Origin of the sequence: [Bacteroides] pectinophilus, assembly GCA_025146925.1 — a bacterium.
In the GTDB taxonomy this organism is placed as follows: domain Bacteria; phylum Bacillota; class Clostridia; order Lachnospirales; family Lachnospiraceae; genus Bacteroides_F; species Bacteroides_F pectinophilus.
The window spans coordinates 1,450,058-1,467,542 of sequence record CP102260.1; the positions used below are offsets into that span (position 1 = coordinate 1,450,058).

Genomic DNA, 17,485 nt, shown 5'->3' on the forward strand with positions numbered 1-17,485 from the left:
ATATTGCTGCCGCTGCGTATGTAATGTCATAGGCAGGTTTTTTCTTTATGCGTTATATGGCAGGCAGTACAGAAAGGAAACGGTATTTATTTTGAAAAAAGAAAAAGATGGAACTGTTAAAGTAATCCCATTGGGAGGTCTTGAGCAGATTGGAATGAACATGACTGCCTTTGAATCCGAAGACAGTATTATTGTCGTGGATTGCGGACTTGCATTTCCTGATGATGACATGCTTGGTATTGATCTTGTAATACCTGATGTATCGTATCTTAAGGAGAATATCAGCAAGGTAAAGGGATTTGTTATCACACACGGACATGAGGACCATATTGGTGCACTCCCATACGTACTCAAGGATGTTAATGTGCCTGTATATGCTACTAAGCTTACAACTGCAATTATTGAATCAAAGTTAAAAGAGCACAATATGCTCCATGAGACGAAGCGCAAGGTTGTTAAGTACGGACAGTCTATTAACCTTGGATGCTTCAGAATCGAATTCATCAGGACTAATCACAGTATTGCTGATGCCTCGGCACTTGCAATATATACACCTGCCGGAGTAATAGTACACACAGGTGACTTCAAAGTCGATTATACACCTGTATTCGGAGATCCTATAGATCTTCAGAGATTTGGTGAGATAGGCAAGAAGGGTGTCCTTGCACTTATGTGCGACAGCACGAATGTCTTAAGACCCGGATTCACTATGTCAGAGAGAACGGTCGGCAAGACATTTGATAATATTTTTAATGACAATAAGCAGAGCAGACTTATTATTGCTACATTTGCATCTAATGTTGACCGAGTACAGCAGATAATTAACTGTGCCATCAAGTACGGACGCAAGGTGTGTGTTGAGGGACGAAGCATGGTTAACATTATTAATGTTGCAAGTGAGCTCGGATACCTTGATATACCGGACGGAACACTTATTGAGACTGAGCAGATGAAGAATTACGCTAATGAGCAGATTGTTCTTATAACAACCGGAAGCCAGGGTGAGTCTATGGCAGCTCTTTCAAGAATGGCAGCGAACCTTCACCGTAAGGTAACGATTGAGCCGGGAGATACTGTTATATTCAGTTCTACACCTATTCCGGGCAATGAGAAGTCTGTTGCAAGAGTAATCAATGAGCTCGGAATGAAGGGAGCCAAGGTTATCTTCCAGGATACACATGTATCAGGACATGCATGTGAGGAAGAGATTAAGCTGATATATTCACTTGTAAAGCCTAAGTATGCAGTTCCAGTACATGGCGAGTACAGACATCTTATGGCTCAGAAGGAGCTTGCTGAAGGCTTGGGAATTGACAAGGATGATATATTTGTACTTCACTCAGGTGATGTGCTTGAGATGAGTCAGGAGAAGGCAGAGGTAGTTGATAAGGTACAGACCGGAGCTGTACTTGTTGACGGACTTGGTGTCGGAGATGTAGGTAATATTGTCTTAAGAGACAGACAGAATCTTGCTGAGAACGGAATTATCGTTGTCGTACTTACGCTTGAGAAGTACAGCAACCAGCTCCTTGCAGGTCCTGATATTGTTTCAAGAGGATTTGTATATGTAAGAGAGTCAGAGGGCCTCATGGAAGAAGCCAGGGCTGTTATTGAGCAGGCTGTACTTGACTGCCTCGACCGTAACGTAACTGACTGGGGTAAGATTAAGGGCACAATTAAGGATACATTAAGTGATTTTCTCTGGAAGAAGATGAAGAGAAATCCTGTAATACTTCCAATCATTATGGAGGTTGATGATTAAGGGGGCATTGGCATGAGTGAGGTTGAGAGGCTTACAGATGAACTGTGCAGGGCTATAAGGACAAGCAGGGAGTATGCAGAATACAAAGAAGCATATAAGATACTTGAACAGTATCCCGGTCTTTTGAGAGAGACTAATGAACTCCGCAGACAGAATTTTGAACTTCAGAATTCGGAGGATTCAGACGGAATGTTTGACCGTGTTGAGACGTTCCGTAAGAATTATGCTGAGTTAAGAAAGCATCAGGAAGTAAGTGATTTTCTTCAGGCGGAGCTTTGTCTTGCCAGGATGGTGCAGTCTATAGGTAATGCAGTTACCGGATGCCTTGATATGAATGTGGATTTTCTTGATTGAGTTAATTAATTTTTGAATGGTGGTTTGAATGGAAGATAAGAATGTCAGATTTGGAATTGGCGTTATAGTGAACATTATAGTAGTAATAATAGCTGTTGTGCTTATATATTTTATAGGTGCAAAAGGATTTGCATTTGGCGCAAAAGTATTTGATGAACAGTCTGTTGATACCCAGGAGAATGCAAGACAGGTAGAGGTGACTATTCCGGTTAATATAACAGACTCCAGACTTACGGATATCCTGTATGACAGAGGACTTATCGAAGACAAGCTTATATTCAAAGCACAGCTTGCACTGTCTGAATACAAAGGCAAGTGCAAAGCAGGAACATATACAGTTGATACATCCATGAAGCCTACGCAGATACTTGCGGTACTCTGTGGCGGCAGTACGGATACAGAAGGTACTGATGGTGGTACACAATGATAGTTAATGAAAGAATAGTATCATATATTAATTCCCTTAATGCAGATAACGAAGGAGTGCTTGCTGAGATTGAGAATGAGGCAAAGGCGGCAGGCGTTCCGGTTATACGCAAAGAGATGGAGAATTTCCTTAAAGTAATGCTTGCGGTCAAAAAGCCCGCAGGCATTCTTGAGGTAGGGGCAGCTGTCGGATATTCATCAATACTTATGAGTATGAATGTAGACAGTGACTGCCATATAACAACGATAGAGAACTATGACATCCGCATAGAGCAGGCAAGACACAATATTGCGAGAGCCGGTAAAGAAAGTCAGATTACGCTTCTTGAGGGCGACGCAATGAATATACTGAAAGATCTGCCTTCGCAGGAGTATGACTTTGTCTTTATGGATGCAGCCAAAGCTCAGTATATTAATTTTCTGCCAGAAGTGTTAAGGGTAATGAAAACGTCAGCAGTGCTGATATCGGATAATGTACTGCAGGAAGGCAGCATAGCTGAGTCAAGATATGCGGTGACGAGGCGTGACAGAACAATTCATGCAAGGATGCGTGAGTATATGTATGAACTTACGCATATGAACGAACTGATAACATCGATAGTTCCTATCGGAGATGGAATTACAATGTCTGTAAAAAGAATGGAGGATAATAATGCCTGATCATATTCACAATGGCCGTAATATAGAACTTCTTATACCGGCAAGCAGCCTTGAAGTGCTCAAGGTTGCAGTCATGTTCGGCGCTGACGCTGTCTATATCGGAGGTGAAGCTTTCGGTCTCAGAGCAAAAGCAAAGAACTTTTCACTTGAAGAGATGAAGGAGGGCGTGGAATTCGCACATGCACATGATGTAAAGGTCTATGTCACTGCCAATATTCTCGCCCATAACAAAGACCTTGATGGTGCAAGGGAATATTTTGAAGAACTTAAGCAGGTAGGTATGGATGCCCTGATTATATCTGATCCGGGAATGTTCACAATTGCAAAGGAAGTGCTTCCTGATGTTGACATTCATATCAGTACACAGGCAAACAATACCAATTATGCGACATTTAATTTCTGGTATAAGATGGGTGCGAGAAGAGTTGTTACTGCAAGAGAACTTTCACTTGAAGAGATTAAGACGATAAGAAAGAATATTCCTGATGACCTTGAGATAGAGACATTTATACATGGAGCAATGTGTATATCATATTCAGGAAGATGTCTTCTGAGCAGCTTTATGGCAGGAAGGGATGCCAATCAGGGAGCCTGCACACATCCATGCAGATGGAAGTATTCTGTTGTAGAGGAATCAAGACCGGGCGAGTATATGCCTGTATATGAGAATGAACGCGGAACATTTATCTTCAATTCAAAAGACCTGTGCATGATTGAACATATTCCTGAGCTTGTTGAGGCGGGAATTGACAGTTTTAAGATTGAAGGAAGAATGAAGACTGCACTGTATGTTGCAACTGTTGCAAGGACATACAGACTCGCAATTGATGATTACCTCAGGGATCCTGAATATTACAGAAGCAGGATTCCGTTCTACAAATCAGAGATTTCAAAGTGTACTTACAGACAGTATACAACGGGATTTTTCTTTGGAAAACCTGATAAAGATACGCAGATTTATGACAGCAATACATATGAGCATGAATACACATATCTCGGCATAGTAGGTGACTGTAACGGGGATGGATTGTATTCTGTTGAACAGCGAAACAAGTTCTCTGTAGGAGAAACTATAGAAGTCATGAAGCCGGATGGCACTAACATTGAATGCAGTGTTATTGAGATTAAGGATGATGAAGGTAATTCGATGGAATGCGCACCTCATCCTAAGCAGAAGCTCTGGATTAATCTCGGAACAAAGCTTGACAGATATGATATTCTTAGAAGACATGACTAATCACTCTTAACAAACTCTGAATCGGAAAAGCAACATACGGCACTTTACCACATATTATATATTAATGGATGTGGTGGGGTGCCTTTCTTTTGAAAATTTTTGATAAGCCGTTATCTAGCGAAGAAGAGAAGATATATCTGAAAAAATGCAGGGAAGGTGACCTGGAGGCCAGAAATAAACTTATCGAAAAGAATATGCGGCTCGTTGCACATATAGTGAAAAAATATGCCTGCGCAGACCGCGATACGGAAGATCTCCTGTCAGTAGGAACGATAGGACTTATAAAGGCCGTTAATACATTTGACATGAACAAAAGTATCAGACTCGCAACATATGCTGCCAAATGCATTGATAATGAACTTCTTATGCTGCTAAGAAGCGACCGGCGAAAAAGCCGGGAGATTTCAATATATGAGCCGGTAGGTAAGGACAAAGAAGGCAATGAGATAAATCTTATAGAAATAATAGGAACAAGTGAAGATACGGTTGTTGAGGATTACGAGCTTAGACAGGATGTAAAGAAACTGTATAGTGCAGTTGAAAAAAAACTTACAGACAGAGAGCGGGAGATTATAATTATGAGATATGGCCTATACGGGACACAGGAGATTACACAGCGCGAAATCGCGCAGAAAATGAATATCAGCAGAAGCTATGTAAGCAGAATAGAAAAAAGAGCTCTTGAAAAAATGAAAGAGGACTTTGCTTTTAAAGCGCCGGTTTAGTGGTAGTTTAGTGAAATTTAATTTGCTATTAAAGTTTTTATGGTATATAATACCAATTGATTAGAACTTGTATACAAACAGTATGAATAATTCAAAAAGGAATGGTGGTTATTAATGGAAAGTAAGACAACTAAGGCAGTTAATACAAAGGCAGAAGCGAAGACAGCTAAGACAGAGACTAAGGCAGTTAAGCCGGCTGAAACCAAGACAGAGGCAGCTAAAGAGGCTGCCGGCTCAGTTAAGGCATCTGTTGTGAATGCAGTTAAGGAGACTAAGGCAGAAGCAGTTAAGGAAGCCGAAGTAGTTAAGGCCGCAGCCAAGGAGGCTCCAAAGAAAGCCAGAACAGCTAAGACAGCAGCTAAGGCTGAAGTTAAGAAGGCAGTAAAGACAGCTAAGGCAACAGTAGCTAAGAAGACTGCAGATGCAACAGCTAAGGCAGCAGACAAGAAGATTAACATGTTCCTGCAGTATGCCGGACGTGAATATAATGCTGATGATATAGTTGCTAAGGTTAAGGAAGCTGCTGCTGCTGATACAGGTAAGAAGACATTCAAGTCATTGGATATTTATGTTAAGCCGGAAGAGAATGTTGCTTATTATGTTGTTAACGGCAAGCCGGGCAGCGTACGTCTTTAATAAATAATACATATTTCTGTTACAGATATTTAAAACAATTGTAATCAGCAGATGCAGCCGTTACCTTGCGTGGCGGCTGCATTTTTGCTATAATTTTAATCAATATGGATGGTAAAAAAGAACATAAAAATATAAATGCAAAGGTACTGCTGCTTACGATAGGAGTACTCATTGCCATAACGGCTGTGCTTCTTTTTGTCTTTATGGACAGGGGGCGCGGACAGATTAATATGTCTGATTATATTAACGTAAGCTTTGGCGGAGCTGACGGTGCCGGAACTGTCAGCTGCTCGGTCGATACCAAGAAGCTTTATGAAAGACTTGCCGGTAATGAGAAGAACGCAGTTATTATCCGCAATATTGACACGTTTGTTGATGGCATTAGTGCCAGCGCTGATGCAGCTGATAAGCTTTCTAACGGTGATAAAGTGACAATAAGCGTTCTCTACGACAGATCTCTTGCAGACAAGATAGGATGCCGTGTTGCCGGAGCAAAGTTTGCTGCTGAGGTAAGCGGACTCGGGGATGGAAGCGTAATTGACATATTTGCCAATGTTGAAGTGGTTGTTGCGGGAATAAGCCCTGATGCATATGCTAATGTCCTCAACAAATGGCAGGATGACAGGCTTAAGAATATTGCCTTTACTCTGGATAAAGCTACAGGGATAAAAGCCGGGGATGTCATAACCGTGACATGTGAAGCATCTGCGGAAGAGCTTGCAGAACAAGGAATATCAATAGCTGAAAGCCGGAAACAGTTCCATGTAGACAGGGTTGCATGTTATGCGGATTCTGTACAGGCATTGGATATGAATGTAATTGATAATATTATCGGTGAATGCAAAGATGCTATAAAGACAGAGACGGAAGATCTCACATTCCGTATGCTTTATAAAGCGTCCAAAGACAGCTCGTATCTGTTCCAGTATAATAATGAATGGGTCAACAGCACTGAACTTGTGGATGCCTTATTTTTGTACAGACTGGATAATCATGATGTTACGCATGCCAATTACCTGGATCTGGTATTCAAATCCAATATCTCCAATGGAGCATCGACACTTGACATCTGTTTTATATTTGAATTCTCAGATATTGTAATATCTGCTGATGGAAAGTTTGAGATTGCTGATACCGACCTCTCTGCAAGATATGTCTGTGGTGTTAATTACAATGATTTATACGGAAAAGTTATATTGAGCAAGGAAGATTCTTATGCAATATCACAAATAATAGTCCCTTAACGATTGAATATTTTGTGATTATGTAATATAATTTTAATATTATGAAAGATTGGCCGGAGTGCCGGCAGAAAGAGGGAGCATGAATTACAGGAAAAAGATCAGACTGGGCGACGTTCTGATGAGCAGAGGACTTATCAACCAGAATCAGCTTAATATGGCACTTAAAGAGCAAAAAGAAAAGGGACGCATGCTCGGTGAGATGCTCGTTGAGCTTGGATATGTGACGCAGGAAAAGATTAATGATATCCTTTGTGAGATGCTTAATATCGAATTCATTGATCTGCAGGTTGAGGAACCGGAAGAGAATGTAAGGGATCTTATACCGGAAGAAGTTATGCGTAAGTATACACTTGTTCCAATGAGATATGACAAGAATAATGCCGGTGTTATCCAGGTTGCAATGGCCGACCCTATGAATATCCTTGCGATGGATGATATTAACATTATTACGGGCAAGCAGGTTGCACCTTATCTTGCTAATGCTTCTGACATAAGAGCATATTTTGACCGTGTATTCGGTAAGAAACAGGCACAGAATATTGCTGAGATGTATAAGAAGGAGCAGGGACTTGTTCAGGAGGAAAGCGAAGAAGAGAAGCTCCGTAAGGAAGATGTCGAGAATGCACCTATTGTACAGCTTGTTAACAGCATTATCGAACAGGCTGCAAGACAGAGGGCATCCGATATACATATCGAACCGTTTGAGGAGTCTATACGTGTCAGATACCGTGTCGACGGTGTGCTCAGGGAAGTAATTGAATATGATAAGTCCCTTCTCGGAGCCATTACTGCACGACTTAAGATTATGTCGGGAATGGATATTTCCGAAAAGCGTAAGCCTCAGGATGGTCGTATCACCATAATTGTAGATAACAGAGAGTATGATATCCGAGTTTCTAACCTGCCTACAGTATATGGCGAGAAAGTCGTTATGAGACTTGCATCCAAGGAAGGCTTCAAGAAGCAGAAGAGTGATCTTGGACTTACACCTACTGATCTTGTCAAGTTTGATAACATACTTAAGAACCCGCATGGAATTATCCTTGTAACAGGACCTACAGGTAGTGGTAAGTCTACAACACTTTATACGGCTTTAAGTTCACTTAATAGTGAAGAAGTTAATATTATAACAGTAGAAGACCCTGTCGAGGCTAATATAGATGGAATTAACCAGGTACAGGTTAATAATAAGGCAGACATGACATTTGCCAATGCACTTCGTTCAATTCTCCGACAGGATCCTGATATCATCATGATTGGTGAGATTCGAGATTCAGAAACAGCAGAGATTGCCGTAAGAGCATCTATCACAGGTCACCTTGTTGTAAGTACACTTCATACAAACAGTACTGCCAATTCTATTTCGAGACTTGCAGATATGGGTGTTGAGCCATATCTTATCGCAGACTCACTTGTTGGTATTATCGCACAGCGTCTTGTCAGACGACTGTGTGAGTGTAAGAAGCCAAGACTTGCAACTGCTGAAGAGAAGGAGGAGCTTGCGGTAGATCCTTCAGAAGATATTGTACTTTATGAGCCATGTGGATGTAAGATGTGTGATAATACGGGCTATAAGGGACGTATAGGTATCTATGAGATAATGACTATCACACCAAAGATAAAGTCGATGATAGCCAGGGGTAAGTCTGCTGATGAGATTAAGGAGCAGGCAATTGAGGAAGGCATGAGTACCCTTAAGGCGTCTGCTGCCAAGTATGTTCTTGACGGAACAACATCAATGTCAGAGATGGTTAAGGTAACATACGAGGTTGAGAAGTAATAACTGCCTGGAATAAGACTATAAATGAGCAATTAGATTATGCATAGGAATGGAGAGTAAGATAAAATGGTTGTAGATTTAGCGACAGTTGAGCAGGTGCTCAACAAAGGAAAAGATATGGGGGCATCTGATATTCATATAACAGTCGGTATTCCTCCGATGGTTCGAGTTAACGGTTCGCTTATTCCGCTTGACTATCCGGAGCTTAGTCCCGAGGATACACAGCGTATGGTGTATAGCCTTATGAATGACAAGCAGAGAGCTGCATACGAAGAGAGAGGAGAGATTGACTTTTCATTCGCACTAGGAAGCACAGGACGATTCCGTGTTAATGCATATAAGCAGAAGGGTGCGTGTGCGTGTGCTCTCCGTATTGTAGGAATGCAGATTCCAAAGCCGGAGCAGCTTGGTCTTTCAGAGGATGTTATTGAACTTTACAAGAAAAAGAGAGGTCTTATTCTTGTAACAGGGCCTACAGGTAGTGGTAAGTCTACAACACTTGCATCAATAATTGATAAGATTAATGATTCAAGGGACGCGCATATAATTACACTTGAGGATCCTATCGAGTACCTTCACAACCACAGGAAATCCATGATTAACCAGCGAGAGATCGGACTTGATACACTTTCATATGCAGCGGCACTAAGAGCTGCGCTCCGTGAAGATCCTGATGTAATCCTTGTAGGTGAGATGCGAGACCTTGAGACTATTTCAACAGCAATAACAGCTGCCGAAACAGGACATCTGGTTCTTTCAACACTGCATACAATCGGAGCGGCAGCCACAATTGACCGTATCATAGACGTATTCCCGCCTCATCAGCAGCAGCAGATAAGAGTCCAGCTTGCCATGGTTCTCGAAGCGGTTATATCTCAGCAGCTTATGCCAACTGCTGACAGAAGAGCCAGAGTTGCAGCATTTGAAGTAATGTTTGCCAATTCTGCCATCCGCAATCTTATACGTGAATCAAAGACACCACAGATTATGAGTATTATCCAGACTAACCGTAAGGATGGCATGATTACCATGGATGATGCAATATATGATCTGTATCAGAGAGGACTTGTGACAAGGGATGATGCAATTACATTTGCACAGGATTCGGCATTCATGATGCGTAAGATTCCGGGTGGAAGCATGTATTAATCTGCATACTGATGATAAAAATAAAGCTTACATATCCGGCAATATATTGCCTGAATATGTAAGCTTTTTACATTACAAATTTTCAATAGACATTGCAATTCTCAGTTGTCATACTGCTTAAGATCAACAGTAGTACCGCCTTTGACTTCAACCACATGAGTGTCGTTTATAATGAGCCATGCAGATGCAGCGGACGGGTTATAAACAAAGCTTAAGTTTGCGGCAAACTGTAGTCTGTCAAACACATCCATGTAATCAACAATCTCAATATTGGTTGCATACCATATATCATCCTGACCGCCTATGAGTGAACAGAACTCATCCATGAGATTCCAGTTGTTGTCATTCTCAAATTCATAGCTATGTCCCCATACATACATCATATAGAGATACTGTTTTTTATACAATGCCTTAAAGTTCTCGCCAAACTTCATAAGGTTATGCTTATGGTGGCACGTTGCTTTCCATTCCATGAAGTCAGACGGAAGAGAAAAGCCTGTCTCATCACCTACAGGAACAGGACCCTGTGCATCATTATTGGCGAGCTCAGTTGCATGAACCATTGCGTATGAATCACCTACAGCACGGCCATATACATAGCCGATGCTTCTGGCAATGCTTCCGATGCGCTTGCTGTATGAACCGTTAGGATATGCTATGCCACGGATAGGATAGCCCATTACGCTCTCAAGAAACTTGCGGTCCTCAAGAAGTTCCTGAACAATCTCGACAGAAGGGCATCTGTCAATAGTAGGATGCGTGAGTGTGTGTGCAGCAACCTCATGTCCTTTATATAATTCACGCCATTCTGACGGGTCAATACGCTTGCCGTCATTATATAAGCCTGAATTTAGATTGAATGTTCCTTTTATGCCATATTTATTAAAAATATCAATAAGCTTACGGTCTGCAAACTTGCCGTCATCATAACTCATTGTAAGTACTTTATGCTTTCCTCCCGGAAATGCTTTGTATATCTTTATCATGTCCAAGCGTCCTTTCAAAATTCTTTTTCATATTATATTATACAGCTAATGATTTTTCAATAGTTCATAAGCGTGAAGTATAACAGTATTTTCCTTACACAGAAAATATAATCAATTTTTGTGCAATTGCCGCGTGCATATATCGGAAGACTGGCAGTTAATGAATCGTTAATATAGATGTCTGCACTTCCGACGATATCTTTGTCATTTACGGGAGCTTTAATCGTACCCGGGAGATTGTATGTAACATTTACCACATCTGTATCGGCAATCAGCATAGAAAGACTGTCGGGTATATATGTTTCCACATATTCGGTTGTGCCGTCAGAAACGCATATATTGCGATAATCATCAATGGGAACAAAAATATCCCTGTAGTAATAAGAAGCTTTTGCATACTCGAGGATTTTGCGTGTATCTTTCCATTTATAGGTTTTGTTGCCGGGCCATCCGCAGGCAAGTACAACGCTCACAAAACGTCTTCCGTCGCTTGCGTATGCACATGTATAGCAGTAGCCGGCATTGCCGGTGAATCCGGTCTTGCCACATATTACACCATCCATCATATCAAGAAAAGCATTAGTATTGTGCACACTGCGTGTGGCGGTATTGTCCAGATTGTTAAATGAATAATTCCTGGTTCTTGTTATATGTATAAACTCTTCATTCTGTATACAGACTGCAAGTATTCTTGCAAGATCAACAGCAGATATAGAATGAGGGCCATTTTCATCCTCTGCATCAAGCCCGTTGGGTGTGACAAAATGTGCACTTGAACATCCGATTGCAGCTGCGCGTTCATTCATTGCAGCTGCAAATATCTGCACAAGTCTGCGGCTTTCTTCAGATGAACGGCTTGCTGCATCAGAGTGGTATGAACCGCCATCAAGATATGATGAAGCTATGTGCTCTGCAATTGCCACGGCACTGTCATTGTGTGACTGCAGCATAAGTGAGTAGAGAAGGTCATTCAGCCTGTAGTGTTCGCCTTTTTTGATATTAAGCTGTACATCGGGCATAGAGGCAGCATACGAAGATACGGTAACAACATCATCCGGATTACCGAGCTCTAATGCAAGCAGGCATGTCATTATTTTGGTTGTGCTTGCATTGGGAGCTGCTTCATACCCATTTTTTTCAAACAACACGCGACCGCTGTCGGCATCAATGAGTGCGGCGTAACGTGCATATAACTGTGACAGGGCAGCCGGTGTGCGGGTTGCTGCAGCGTATATACGGTATTGGAACGGTATTGTAAATGACAGAAGAGCTGCCATAATTACTATGAGTAACCTTTTAATAACGGACATCGGACATAATTTCCAATCTGTAGCATTATTTAAAACTATGTGTAAATATTTTACTTTATGTACACAAAATATAAAATAATAATAAATTGAAGATAAATTTTGAAAAATTTGTCAATTTAGTGTTTAATTTCAAAAACAAATGTGTTATAATTTTAACAGTTTAAAGGTAAGACTTATTTCAAGGAGGTATATATTCATGAATCGTTTTATTCTTAATGAGACATCTTATCACGGAGCAGGCGCAATCAGCGCAATTCCAACAGAGACCAAGGGACGTGGATTAAAGAAGGCATTTGTATGTTCTGACCCTGACCTTGTTAAGTTCGGAGTAACGAAGAAGGTTCTTGACGAACTTGACAAAGCAGGTCTTGCATATGAATTGTATTCCAACATCAAGCCTAATCCGACAATTGAGAATGTGCAGTCAGGTGTAGAGGCTTATAAGAAGGCAGAAGCTGATTACATTATTGCAATTGGCGGTGGTTCATCAATGGATACAGCTAAGGCTGTCGGAATCATAATTGCCAACCCTGAGCACGCAGATGTAATAAGTCTTGAGGGTGCAGTTGATACTAAGAATAAGGCAGTGCCTATATTTGCAGTTCCGACAACAGCAGGTACAGCTGCAGAAGTTACAATCAACTATGTAATCACAGATACTCAGAAGAATCGTAAGATGGTATGTGTTGATCCACATGATATTCCTGTAGTTGCATTTATCGACCCTGACATGATGTCATCAATGCCTAAGGGACTTACAGCCGCAACAGGAATGGATGCACTTACACATGCAATTGAAGGCTACATAACAGCAGGAGCATGGGAACTCTCAGATATGTTCCATCTTAAGGCAATCGAGATTATCTCAAGATCACTCAGAGGTGCAGTTGCCAATACACCTGAAGGACGTGAAGGAATGGCTCTCGGTCAGTATGTGGCAGGTATGGGCTTCTCTAATGTAGGTCTTGGTATCGTTCATTCAATGGCACATCCGCTTGGTGCTCTCTATGATACACCTCATGGAATCGCCAATGCCATCATTCTTCCTACTGTAATGGAATATAATGCAGAAGCAACAGGTGAGAAGTATCGTGACATTGCTAAGGCAATGGGCGTTGAAGGAACAGAGAACATGACTCAGGAAGAATATCGTAAGGCAGCTGTCGATGCTGTAAGAAAGCTTGCTGAAGATGTTGGTATTCCTAAGAATCTTAAGGATATCGTTAAGAGAGAAGATATACCTTTCCTTGCACAGTCAGCATATGATGATGCATGCCGTCCTGGTAACCCTAAGGAGACAAGTGTTGCAGATATCACTAAGCTTTACGAGTCACTTATCTGATGTGCATCTGATAATAATTGACTAATAAGATTAGCTGTGATACAATTAGGCACCATGCAGATGAGTCCTGCATGGTGCCTTTTTCAGAACATATTGGCGGTTCTGTAATTATAATCAGAGCGGCACTGCGGTGCTGCGTAATGGGAGATTAACATATGGCAACAGTAAAGCTTGGTAAGACGGGAATAGTTACGGATAAGAATGGTTTTGGTGCGCTTCCTATACAGCGTGTATCAGATGACGAAGCTGTAAGAATTCTTCAGAAGGCTTATGACGGCGGTGTTACATTCTTTGATACTGCAAGATTCTATACAGACAGTGAGCATAAGCTTGGACTTGCATTCAAGGGGATGCGCGACAAAGTTATTATTGCGACAAAGACAGCTGCAAAGAATGCAGATGAATTCCGGAAGGATATAAGAACAAGTCTTGATAATCTTCAGACAGATTATATCGACATATATCAGTTTCACAATCCGTCATTCTGCCCTAAGCCGGGAGATGGTACAGGTCTTTATGAGGCTATGCTTGAAGCAAAGCAGAATGGCATGATAAAGCATATCGGCATAACGAATCACCGCCTCAAGGTAGCTCATGAGGCAATTGATTCCGGTCTTTATGAGACATTGCAGTTTCCGTTCTGTTATCTTGCGTCGGATGAAGATATAGAACTTGTCACAAAATGCAAACAGGCAGATATGGGATTTATTGCAATGAAAGCGCTGTCAGGCGGTCTTATAACGGATTCAAGGGCTGCATATGCATTTGAAGCTGAGTTCGATAATGTTCTGCCGATATGGGGCGTCCAGAGAGAAAGTGAACTCGACGAGTTTCTTTCATATGTAACTAATCCACCTGCAATGACAGATGACATAAGAGCGTTGATTGATAATGACAGAAAGCAGCTTCAGGGAGATTTCTGCCGTGGCTGCGGATATTGCATGCCATGTCCGGCAGGAATAGAGATAAATAACTGTGCAAGAATGTCACTCCTTCTCAGACGTTCACCGTCAGAACTCCAGCTTACGCCGGAGGTGCAGGCAAAGATGATGAAGATAGAGGATTGTATGCACTGTGGCCACTGCAGGTCAATGTGCCCATATCATCTTGATACACCGGCACTGCTTGCAAAAAATCTTGAAGATTATAAAAATGTACTTTCTGGAAAAGTAAAAGTGTGTTGATATTTTTGGGGAAGTAGCATATAATATAAACATCAGGAAGTGCTTGATGATATGTTTCCTGGGGTGTTCGCCAACCCACTATTTTGAACCTACATTTATTGACAGGGATTCTTATATCTGTAATCTAATGTCAGGCCTCCGGTGACATAATTGTCACGGTGCGCATTAGCGCATCAGTCAGTGGAAGGCAGCGGATTGCATGCGGTTACCCACCTAGCTTTGCTAGGCGTCGAGATCGTGGGAAACGGCATTTTGGGAGCATTTTAAAAGAAGCTTGAGCCTTAGGGTTCGGGCTTCTTTTAGTATAGTGCATATTATGGCAGTCTGATGATTATATATATTTTATGTAATATATTTGGAAATGGGGGTATCAGATGCATACATCAGGATGGTTTCACGGAAAGAAACTTAAGCTTATAACCATGGCGGCAGTATTTGCGGCGCTTGTTGCAGTGTGTGTGCTGTTGTATTTTGTTATGTTTGCGGACAGGAAAGATAAGGGAATTACAAGAGCTGAGGCAGCCAAGCTTATAGCCGGTGCATGTGTTACGGATGATGAGATGGCAGCCTTTAATACATATGACGCTGCTTCCGGGTGGTATACGGGATATGTACAGTATGCTGTTAATAACGGATATATATCAAATGATAATCCAAATGGTTATGTTACTGAGAAGGACTTTAAAAGATTCGCTGCAAAGTGCGGTTCTGATGCAGAAGCTGTCGGAATAAGCCTTACAGGGAAAGACAATGCGGTAATTAAAAAGAATGACTTTGTAAATGCATACATACGACTTCTGAAATATATGCCTAACGGAAACAGTGTGACAAGTATAACCACAACAGTTGTAGGTACACCGTCCAATGTCGGCAACGCATCGGAATGGCAGGCATACACTGATGACGGTATAATGCATTTTGCAGGAATAGCCCTTGATTACGCTATCGACAGAAGTGCAACATTAATTGTACGTGGCAAAGAGATTCTGTGTGTGCAGAAGACGGAGGACAAGACTACTCTGCGCAATGCATGGGTGATATATGGAAACGGCAATACGCTGTCAGTATTTGTAGGCGGCGTAAAACGTGAATACAAAGTCAGTAAGCTGTCTCAGAATATTGACAATGTAATGGCCGATATTAATCTTGAACAGGGCAGGGTTACGGCAGTCAATACCAAGACGGACACGATAAGCGGCAAGGTTCTTTCTGCCGATAAGGATTACATAGAGATTGAAGGCTATGGCAAGGTGCCTCTTGATGATAGATACAGAATATACAGAACCTATGGAGAGCTTTCACTAAAAGATTATGGCGCACTCATAGTAGGTTATGACCTTTCGAATTTTATTGTGGCAGATGGGAAAATCTGCGGTGCAGCAATAACAAAGCCTCTTAATGCGGATAATGTAAGAGTACTCCTTAAGACGGACAATTTTGCTTCGCTCTATCATGCACGGGCAGAATTAACGTGCAGCAGTGCATTTACAATTGTATACGGAAGCAGGGAGGATTCTTCCGAGCGCCATGAAGCCGGCGATATAATAAATGCCGATGCATCATCGGTATATCTTACCAATGGCAGAATGAAGGTAGTTCCCGATAACGGCGGTAAGGTGATACTTAAGTCAGTCAGCCGTGCCTATGGCAATCCCGAGTACGACGGAACAATCGAGATATCCTCCGAGGAAGGCGGACTTGTAATCATTAATGAAGTTCCGATTGAACAGTATCTTAAAAGGGTTGTCCCGAGTGAGATGCCTGTAAGTTACGGAACAGAAGCGCTCAAGGTTCAGGCTGTATGTGCAAGAAGCTATGTATACAGGGAGCTTGATAATAATAATTATGTGTCACTTGGAGCACATCTTGATGACAGTACACTATATCAGGTATACAACAACGTGACTGACAGTGCTGCATCCAACGAAGCAATAGAGCAGACTGAGGGTGAGATACTTACATATAATGATGAACCTGTCCAGACCTATTATTATTCAACCTCATGTGGTGTAACAACGGATGTAAGCCTTTGGGGAAGCGAGCCGGATGATTATCCATACTTTGTATCGCAGGCGGTCGGAAGTGAGCCTGTGAATATGGATCTTACGGTTGAGGATAACTTCAGGGCATTTATCAAGAACACAAAATATAAGGATTATGACAGACGTTCAGAACTGTACAGATGGGAGCTTAATGTAACAGCCAAAGAACTTTCGGACAGCTTCAACAGCAAGCTTGCAGGAAGAATAGCCGCTTATCCGGATAAGATTCTTGTGCGCAGTGATTCGGGAGATTACATAAAGAAAAGCATATCAACGGTAGGTACAATCAACAATATAACAGTTGAGAAGCGTGTGGCAGGCGGAGCTGTCGTATCAGTGATAGTTGCGGGAAGCAATGCAACAGTAAGAATATCAGGCGAGAATAATATCAGATATATGTTCGGTGTTGCTGACGTTCCGCTTGTGACTGCTGAAGGAAACTTCAGGAATATGTCAAATCTTCCAAGCGCATTCTGTATATTTGAGCCTGCGGACAACGGTGCAGGCTTTAAGATAACAGGCGGAGGCTACGGACACGGAATTGGAATGAGCCAGAATGCAGTCTATATGATGGTAAACAGTGCTATGAGCTATTCGGATGTACTGGAATTCTTCTATCCGGGTACGAAGCTTAAGACAGCGGAATAG

Annotated in this window: 15 protein-coding genes and 1 other RNA gene; 14 read left to right on the forward strand and 2 right to left on the reverse strand. The window is 41.8% G+C overall.

Features of this window, described 5'->3' with window-relative positions; genetic code table 11:
- The first annotated feature begins 91 nt into the window (after positions 1-91).
- The 10 genes from NQ488_06780 to NQ488_06825 all read left to right on the forward strand — a co-directional run bounded on the left by NQ488_06780 (position 92) and on the right by NQ488_06825 (position 9,973).
- Positions 92-1,762, forward strand: coding sequence for a ribonuclease J (locus NQ488_06780; GenBank protein UWN96999.1), 1,671 nt, complete (start codon positions 92-94; stop codon positions 1,760-1,762).
- Positions 1,763-1,774: 12 nt separating this feature from the next.
- A complete protein-coding gene (locus NQ488_06785) occupies positions 1,775-2,116 on the forward strand; it encodes a YlbF family regulator (GenBank protein UWN97000.1) in 342 nt (113 codons plus the stop codon).
- A gap of 28 nt (positions 2,117-2,144) precedes the next feature.
- Positions 2,145-2,543, forward strand: coding sequence for an endolytic transglycosylase MltG (locus NQ488_06790; GenBank protein UWN97001.1), 399 nt, complete (start codon positions 2,145-2,147; stop codon positions 2,541-2,543).
- A complete protein-coding gene (locus NQ488_06795; GenBank protein ID UWN97002.1) occupies positions 2,540-3,202 on the forward strand; it encodes an O-methyltransferase in 663 nt (220 codons plus the stop codon). Before NQ488_06790 ends, NQ488_06795 begins: the two co-directional genes overlap by 4 nt.
- The gene (locus tag NQ488_06800; protein ID UWN97003.1) at positions 3,195-4,439 is read left to right on the forward strand and encodes a U32 family peptidase; all 1,245 of its coding nucleotides are present in this window, start codon (positions 3,195-3,197) and stop codon (positions 4,437-4,439) included. Before NQ488_06795 ends, NQ488_06800 begins: the two co-directional genes overlap by 8 nt.
- Positions 4,440-4,528: 89 nt before the next feature.
- On the forward strand, positions 4,529-5,164 hold the full coding sequence (sigK, locus tag NQ488_06805; GenBank protein UWN97004.1) for an RNA polymerase sporulation sigma factor SigK: 636 nt from the start codon (positions 4,529-4,531) through the stop codon (positions 5,162-5,164).
- A 114-nt stretch (positions 5,165-5,278) separates the two neighbouring features.
- Complete coding sequence (locus tag NQ488_06810) at positions 5,279-5,800, forward strand: DUF6465 family protein (protein UWN97005.1); 522 nt, start codon at positions 5,279-5,281, stop codon at positions 5,798-5,800.
- A gap of 104 nt (positions 5,801-5,904) precedes the next feature.
- Complete coding sequence (locus NQ488_06815) at positions 5,905-7,044, forward strand: hypothetical protein (protein UWN97006.1); 1,140 nt, start codon at positions 5,905-5,907, stop codon at positions 7,042-7,044.
- 79 nt (positions 7,045-7,123) lie between these two features.
- Positions 7,124-8,824: an ATPase, T2SS/T4P/T4SS family gene (locus tag NQ488_06820; GenBank protein ID UWN97007.1), complete on the forward strand. Its 1,701-nt coding sequence runs from the start codon at positions 7,124-7,126 to the stop codon at positions 8,822-8,824.
- Between the two features lie 66 nt (positions 8,825-8,890).
- Positions 8,891-9,973 carry a type IV pilus twitching motility protein PilT gene (locus NQ488_06825; protein ID UWN97008.1) on the forward strand — a complete coding sequence of 361 codons (1,083 nt, stop codon included), beginning with the start codon at positions 8,891-8,893 and terminating at the stop codon, positions 9,971-9,973.
- Between the two features lie 101 nt (positions 9,974-10,074).
- Here NQ488_06825 and NQ488_06830 read toward each other — a convergent pair whose 3' ends face one another.
- Positions 10,075-10,959, reverse strand: a complete 885-nt coding sequence (locus tag NQ488_06830; protein UWN97009.1) for a polysaccharide deacetylase family protein — start codon at positions 10,957-10,959, stop codon at positions 10,075-10,077.
- Positions 10,960-11,015: 56 nt separating this feature from the next.
- Positions 11,016-12,269, reverse strand: a complete 1,254-nt coding sequence (locus NQ488_06835) for a D-alanyl-D-alanine carboxypeptidase (GenBank protein UWN97010.1) — start codon at positions 12,267-12,269, stop codon at positions 11,016-11,018.
- A 196-nt stretch (positions 12,270-12,465) separates the two neighbouring features.
- Between NQ488_06835 and fucO the strand changes: the two genes are divergently transcribed.
- The 4 genes from fucO (at position 12,466) to NQ488_06855 (ending at position 17,485) form a co-directional block, all read left to right on the forward strand.
- Positions 12,466-13,611, forward strand: coding sequence for a lactaldehyde reductase (gene fucO, locus NQ488_06840; protein UWN97011.1), 1,146 nt, complete (start codon positions 12,466-12,468; stop codon positions 13,609-13,611).
- 155 nt (positions 13,612-13,766) lie between these two features.
- Positions 13,767-14,795 carry an aldo/keto reductase gene (locus NQ488_06845; protein ID UWN97012.1) on the forward strand — a complete coding sequence of 343 codons (1,029 nt, stop codon included), beginning with the start codon at positions 13,767-13,769 and terminating at the stop codon, positions 14,793-14,795.
- A 52-nt stretch (positions 14,796-14,847) separates the two neighbouring features.
- Positions 14,848-15,058, forward strand: a non-coding RNA gene (gene ssrS / locus NQ488_06850) — 6S RNA.
- Between the two features lie 111 nt (positions 15,059-15,169).
- Complete coding sequence (locus NQ488_06855; protein UWN97013.1) at positions 15,170-17,485, forward strand: SpoIID/LytB domain-containing protein; 2,316 nt, start codon at positions 15,170-15,172, stop codon at positions 17,483-17,485.

Excerpts from the sequence above, each read along its gene's own strand:
- NQ488_06830 (UWN97009.1), bottom strand. The coding sequence starts at position 10,959 with ATGATAAAGATATACAAAGCATTTCCGGGAGGAAAGCATAAAGTACTT.
- NQ488_06790 (UWN97001.1), top strand. The coding sequence starts at position 2,145 with ATGGAAGATAAGAATGTCAGATTTGGAATTGGCGTTATAGTGAACATT.
- NQ488_06810 (UWN97005.1), top strand. The coding sequence starts at position 5,279 with ATGGAAAGTAAGACAACTAAGGCAGTTAATACAAAGGCAGAAGCGAAG.
- NQ488_06800 (UWN97003.1), top strand. The coding sequence starts at position 3,195 with ATGCCTGATCATATTCACAATGGCCGTAATATAGAACTTCTTATACCG.
- fucO (UWN97011.1), top strand. The coding sequence starts at position 12,466 with ATGAATCGTTTTATTCTTAATGAGACATCTTATCACGGAGCAGGCGCA.
- NQ488_06785 (UWN97000.1), top strand. The coding sequence starts at position 1,775 with ATGAGTGAGGTTGAGAGGCTTACAGATGAACTGTGCAGGGCTATAAGG.
- NQ488_06815 (UWN97006.1), top strand. The coding sequence starts at position 5,905 with ATGGATGGTAAAAAAGAACATAAAAATATAAATGCAAAGGTACTGCTG.
- NQ488_06845 (UWN97012.1), top strand. The coding sequence starts at position 13,767 with ATGGCAACAGTAAAGCTTGGTAAGACGGGAATAGTTACGGATAAGAAT.
- NQ488_06835 (UWN97010.1), bottom strand. The coding sequence starts at position 12,269 with ATGTCCGTTATTAAAAGGTTACTCATAGTAATTATGGCAGCTCTTCTG.
- NQ488_06825 (UWN97008.1), top strand. The coding sequence starts at position 8,891 with ATGGTTGTAGATTTAGCGACAGTTGAGCAGGTGCTCAACAAAGGAAAA.
- NQ488_06795 (UWN97002.1), top strand. The coding sequence starts at position 2,540 with ATGATAGTTAATGAAAGAATAGTATCATATATTAATTCCCTTAATGCA.
- NQ488_06855 (UWN97013.1), top strand. The coding sequence starts at position 15,170 with ATGCATACATCAGGATGGTTTCACGGAAAGAAACTTAAGCTTATAACC.
- NQ488_06820 (UWN97007.1), top strand. The coding sequence starts at position 7,124 with ATGAATTACAGGAAAAAGATCAGACTGGGCGACGTTCTGATGAGCAGA.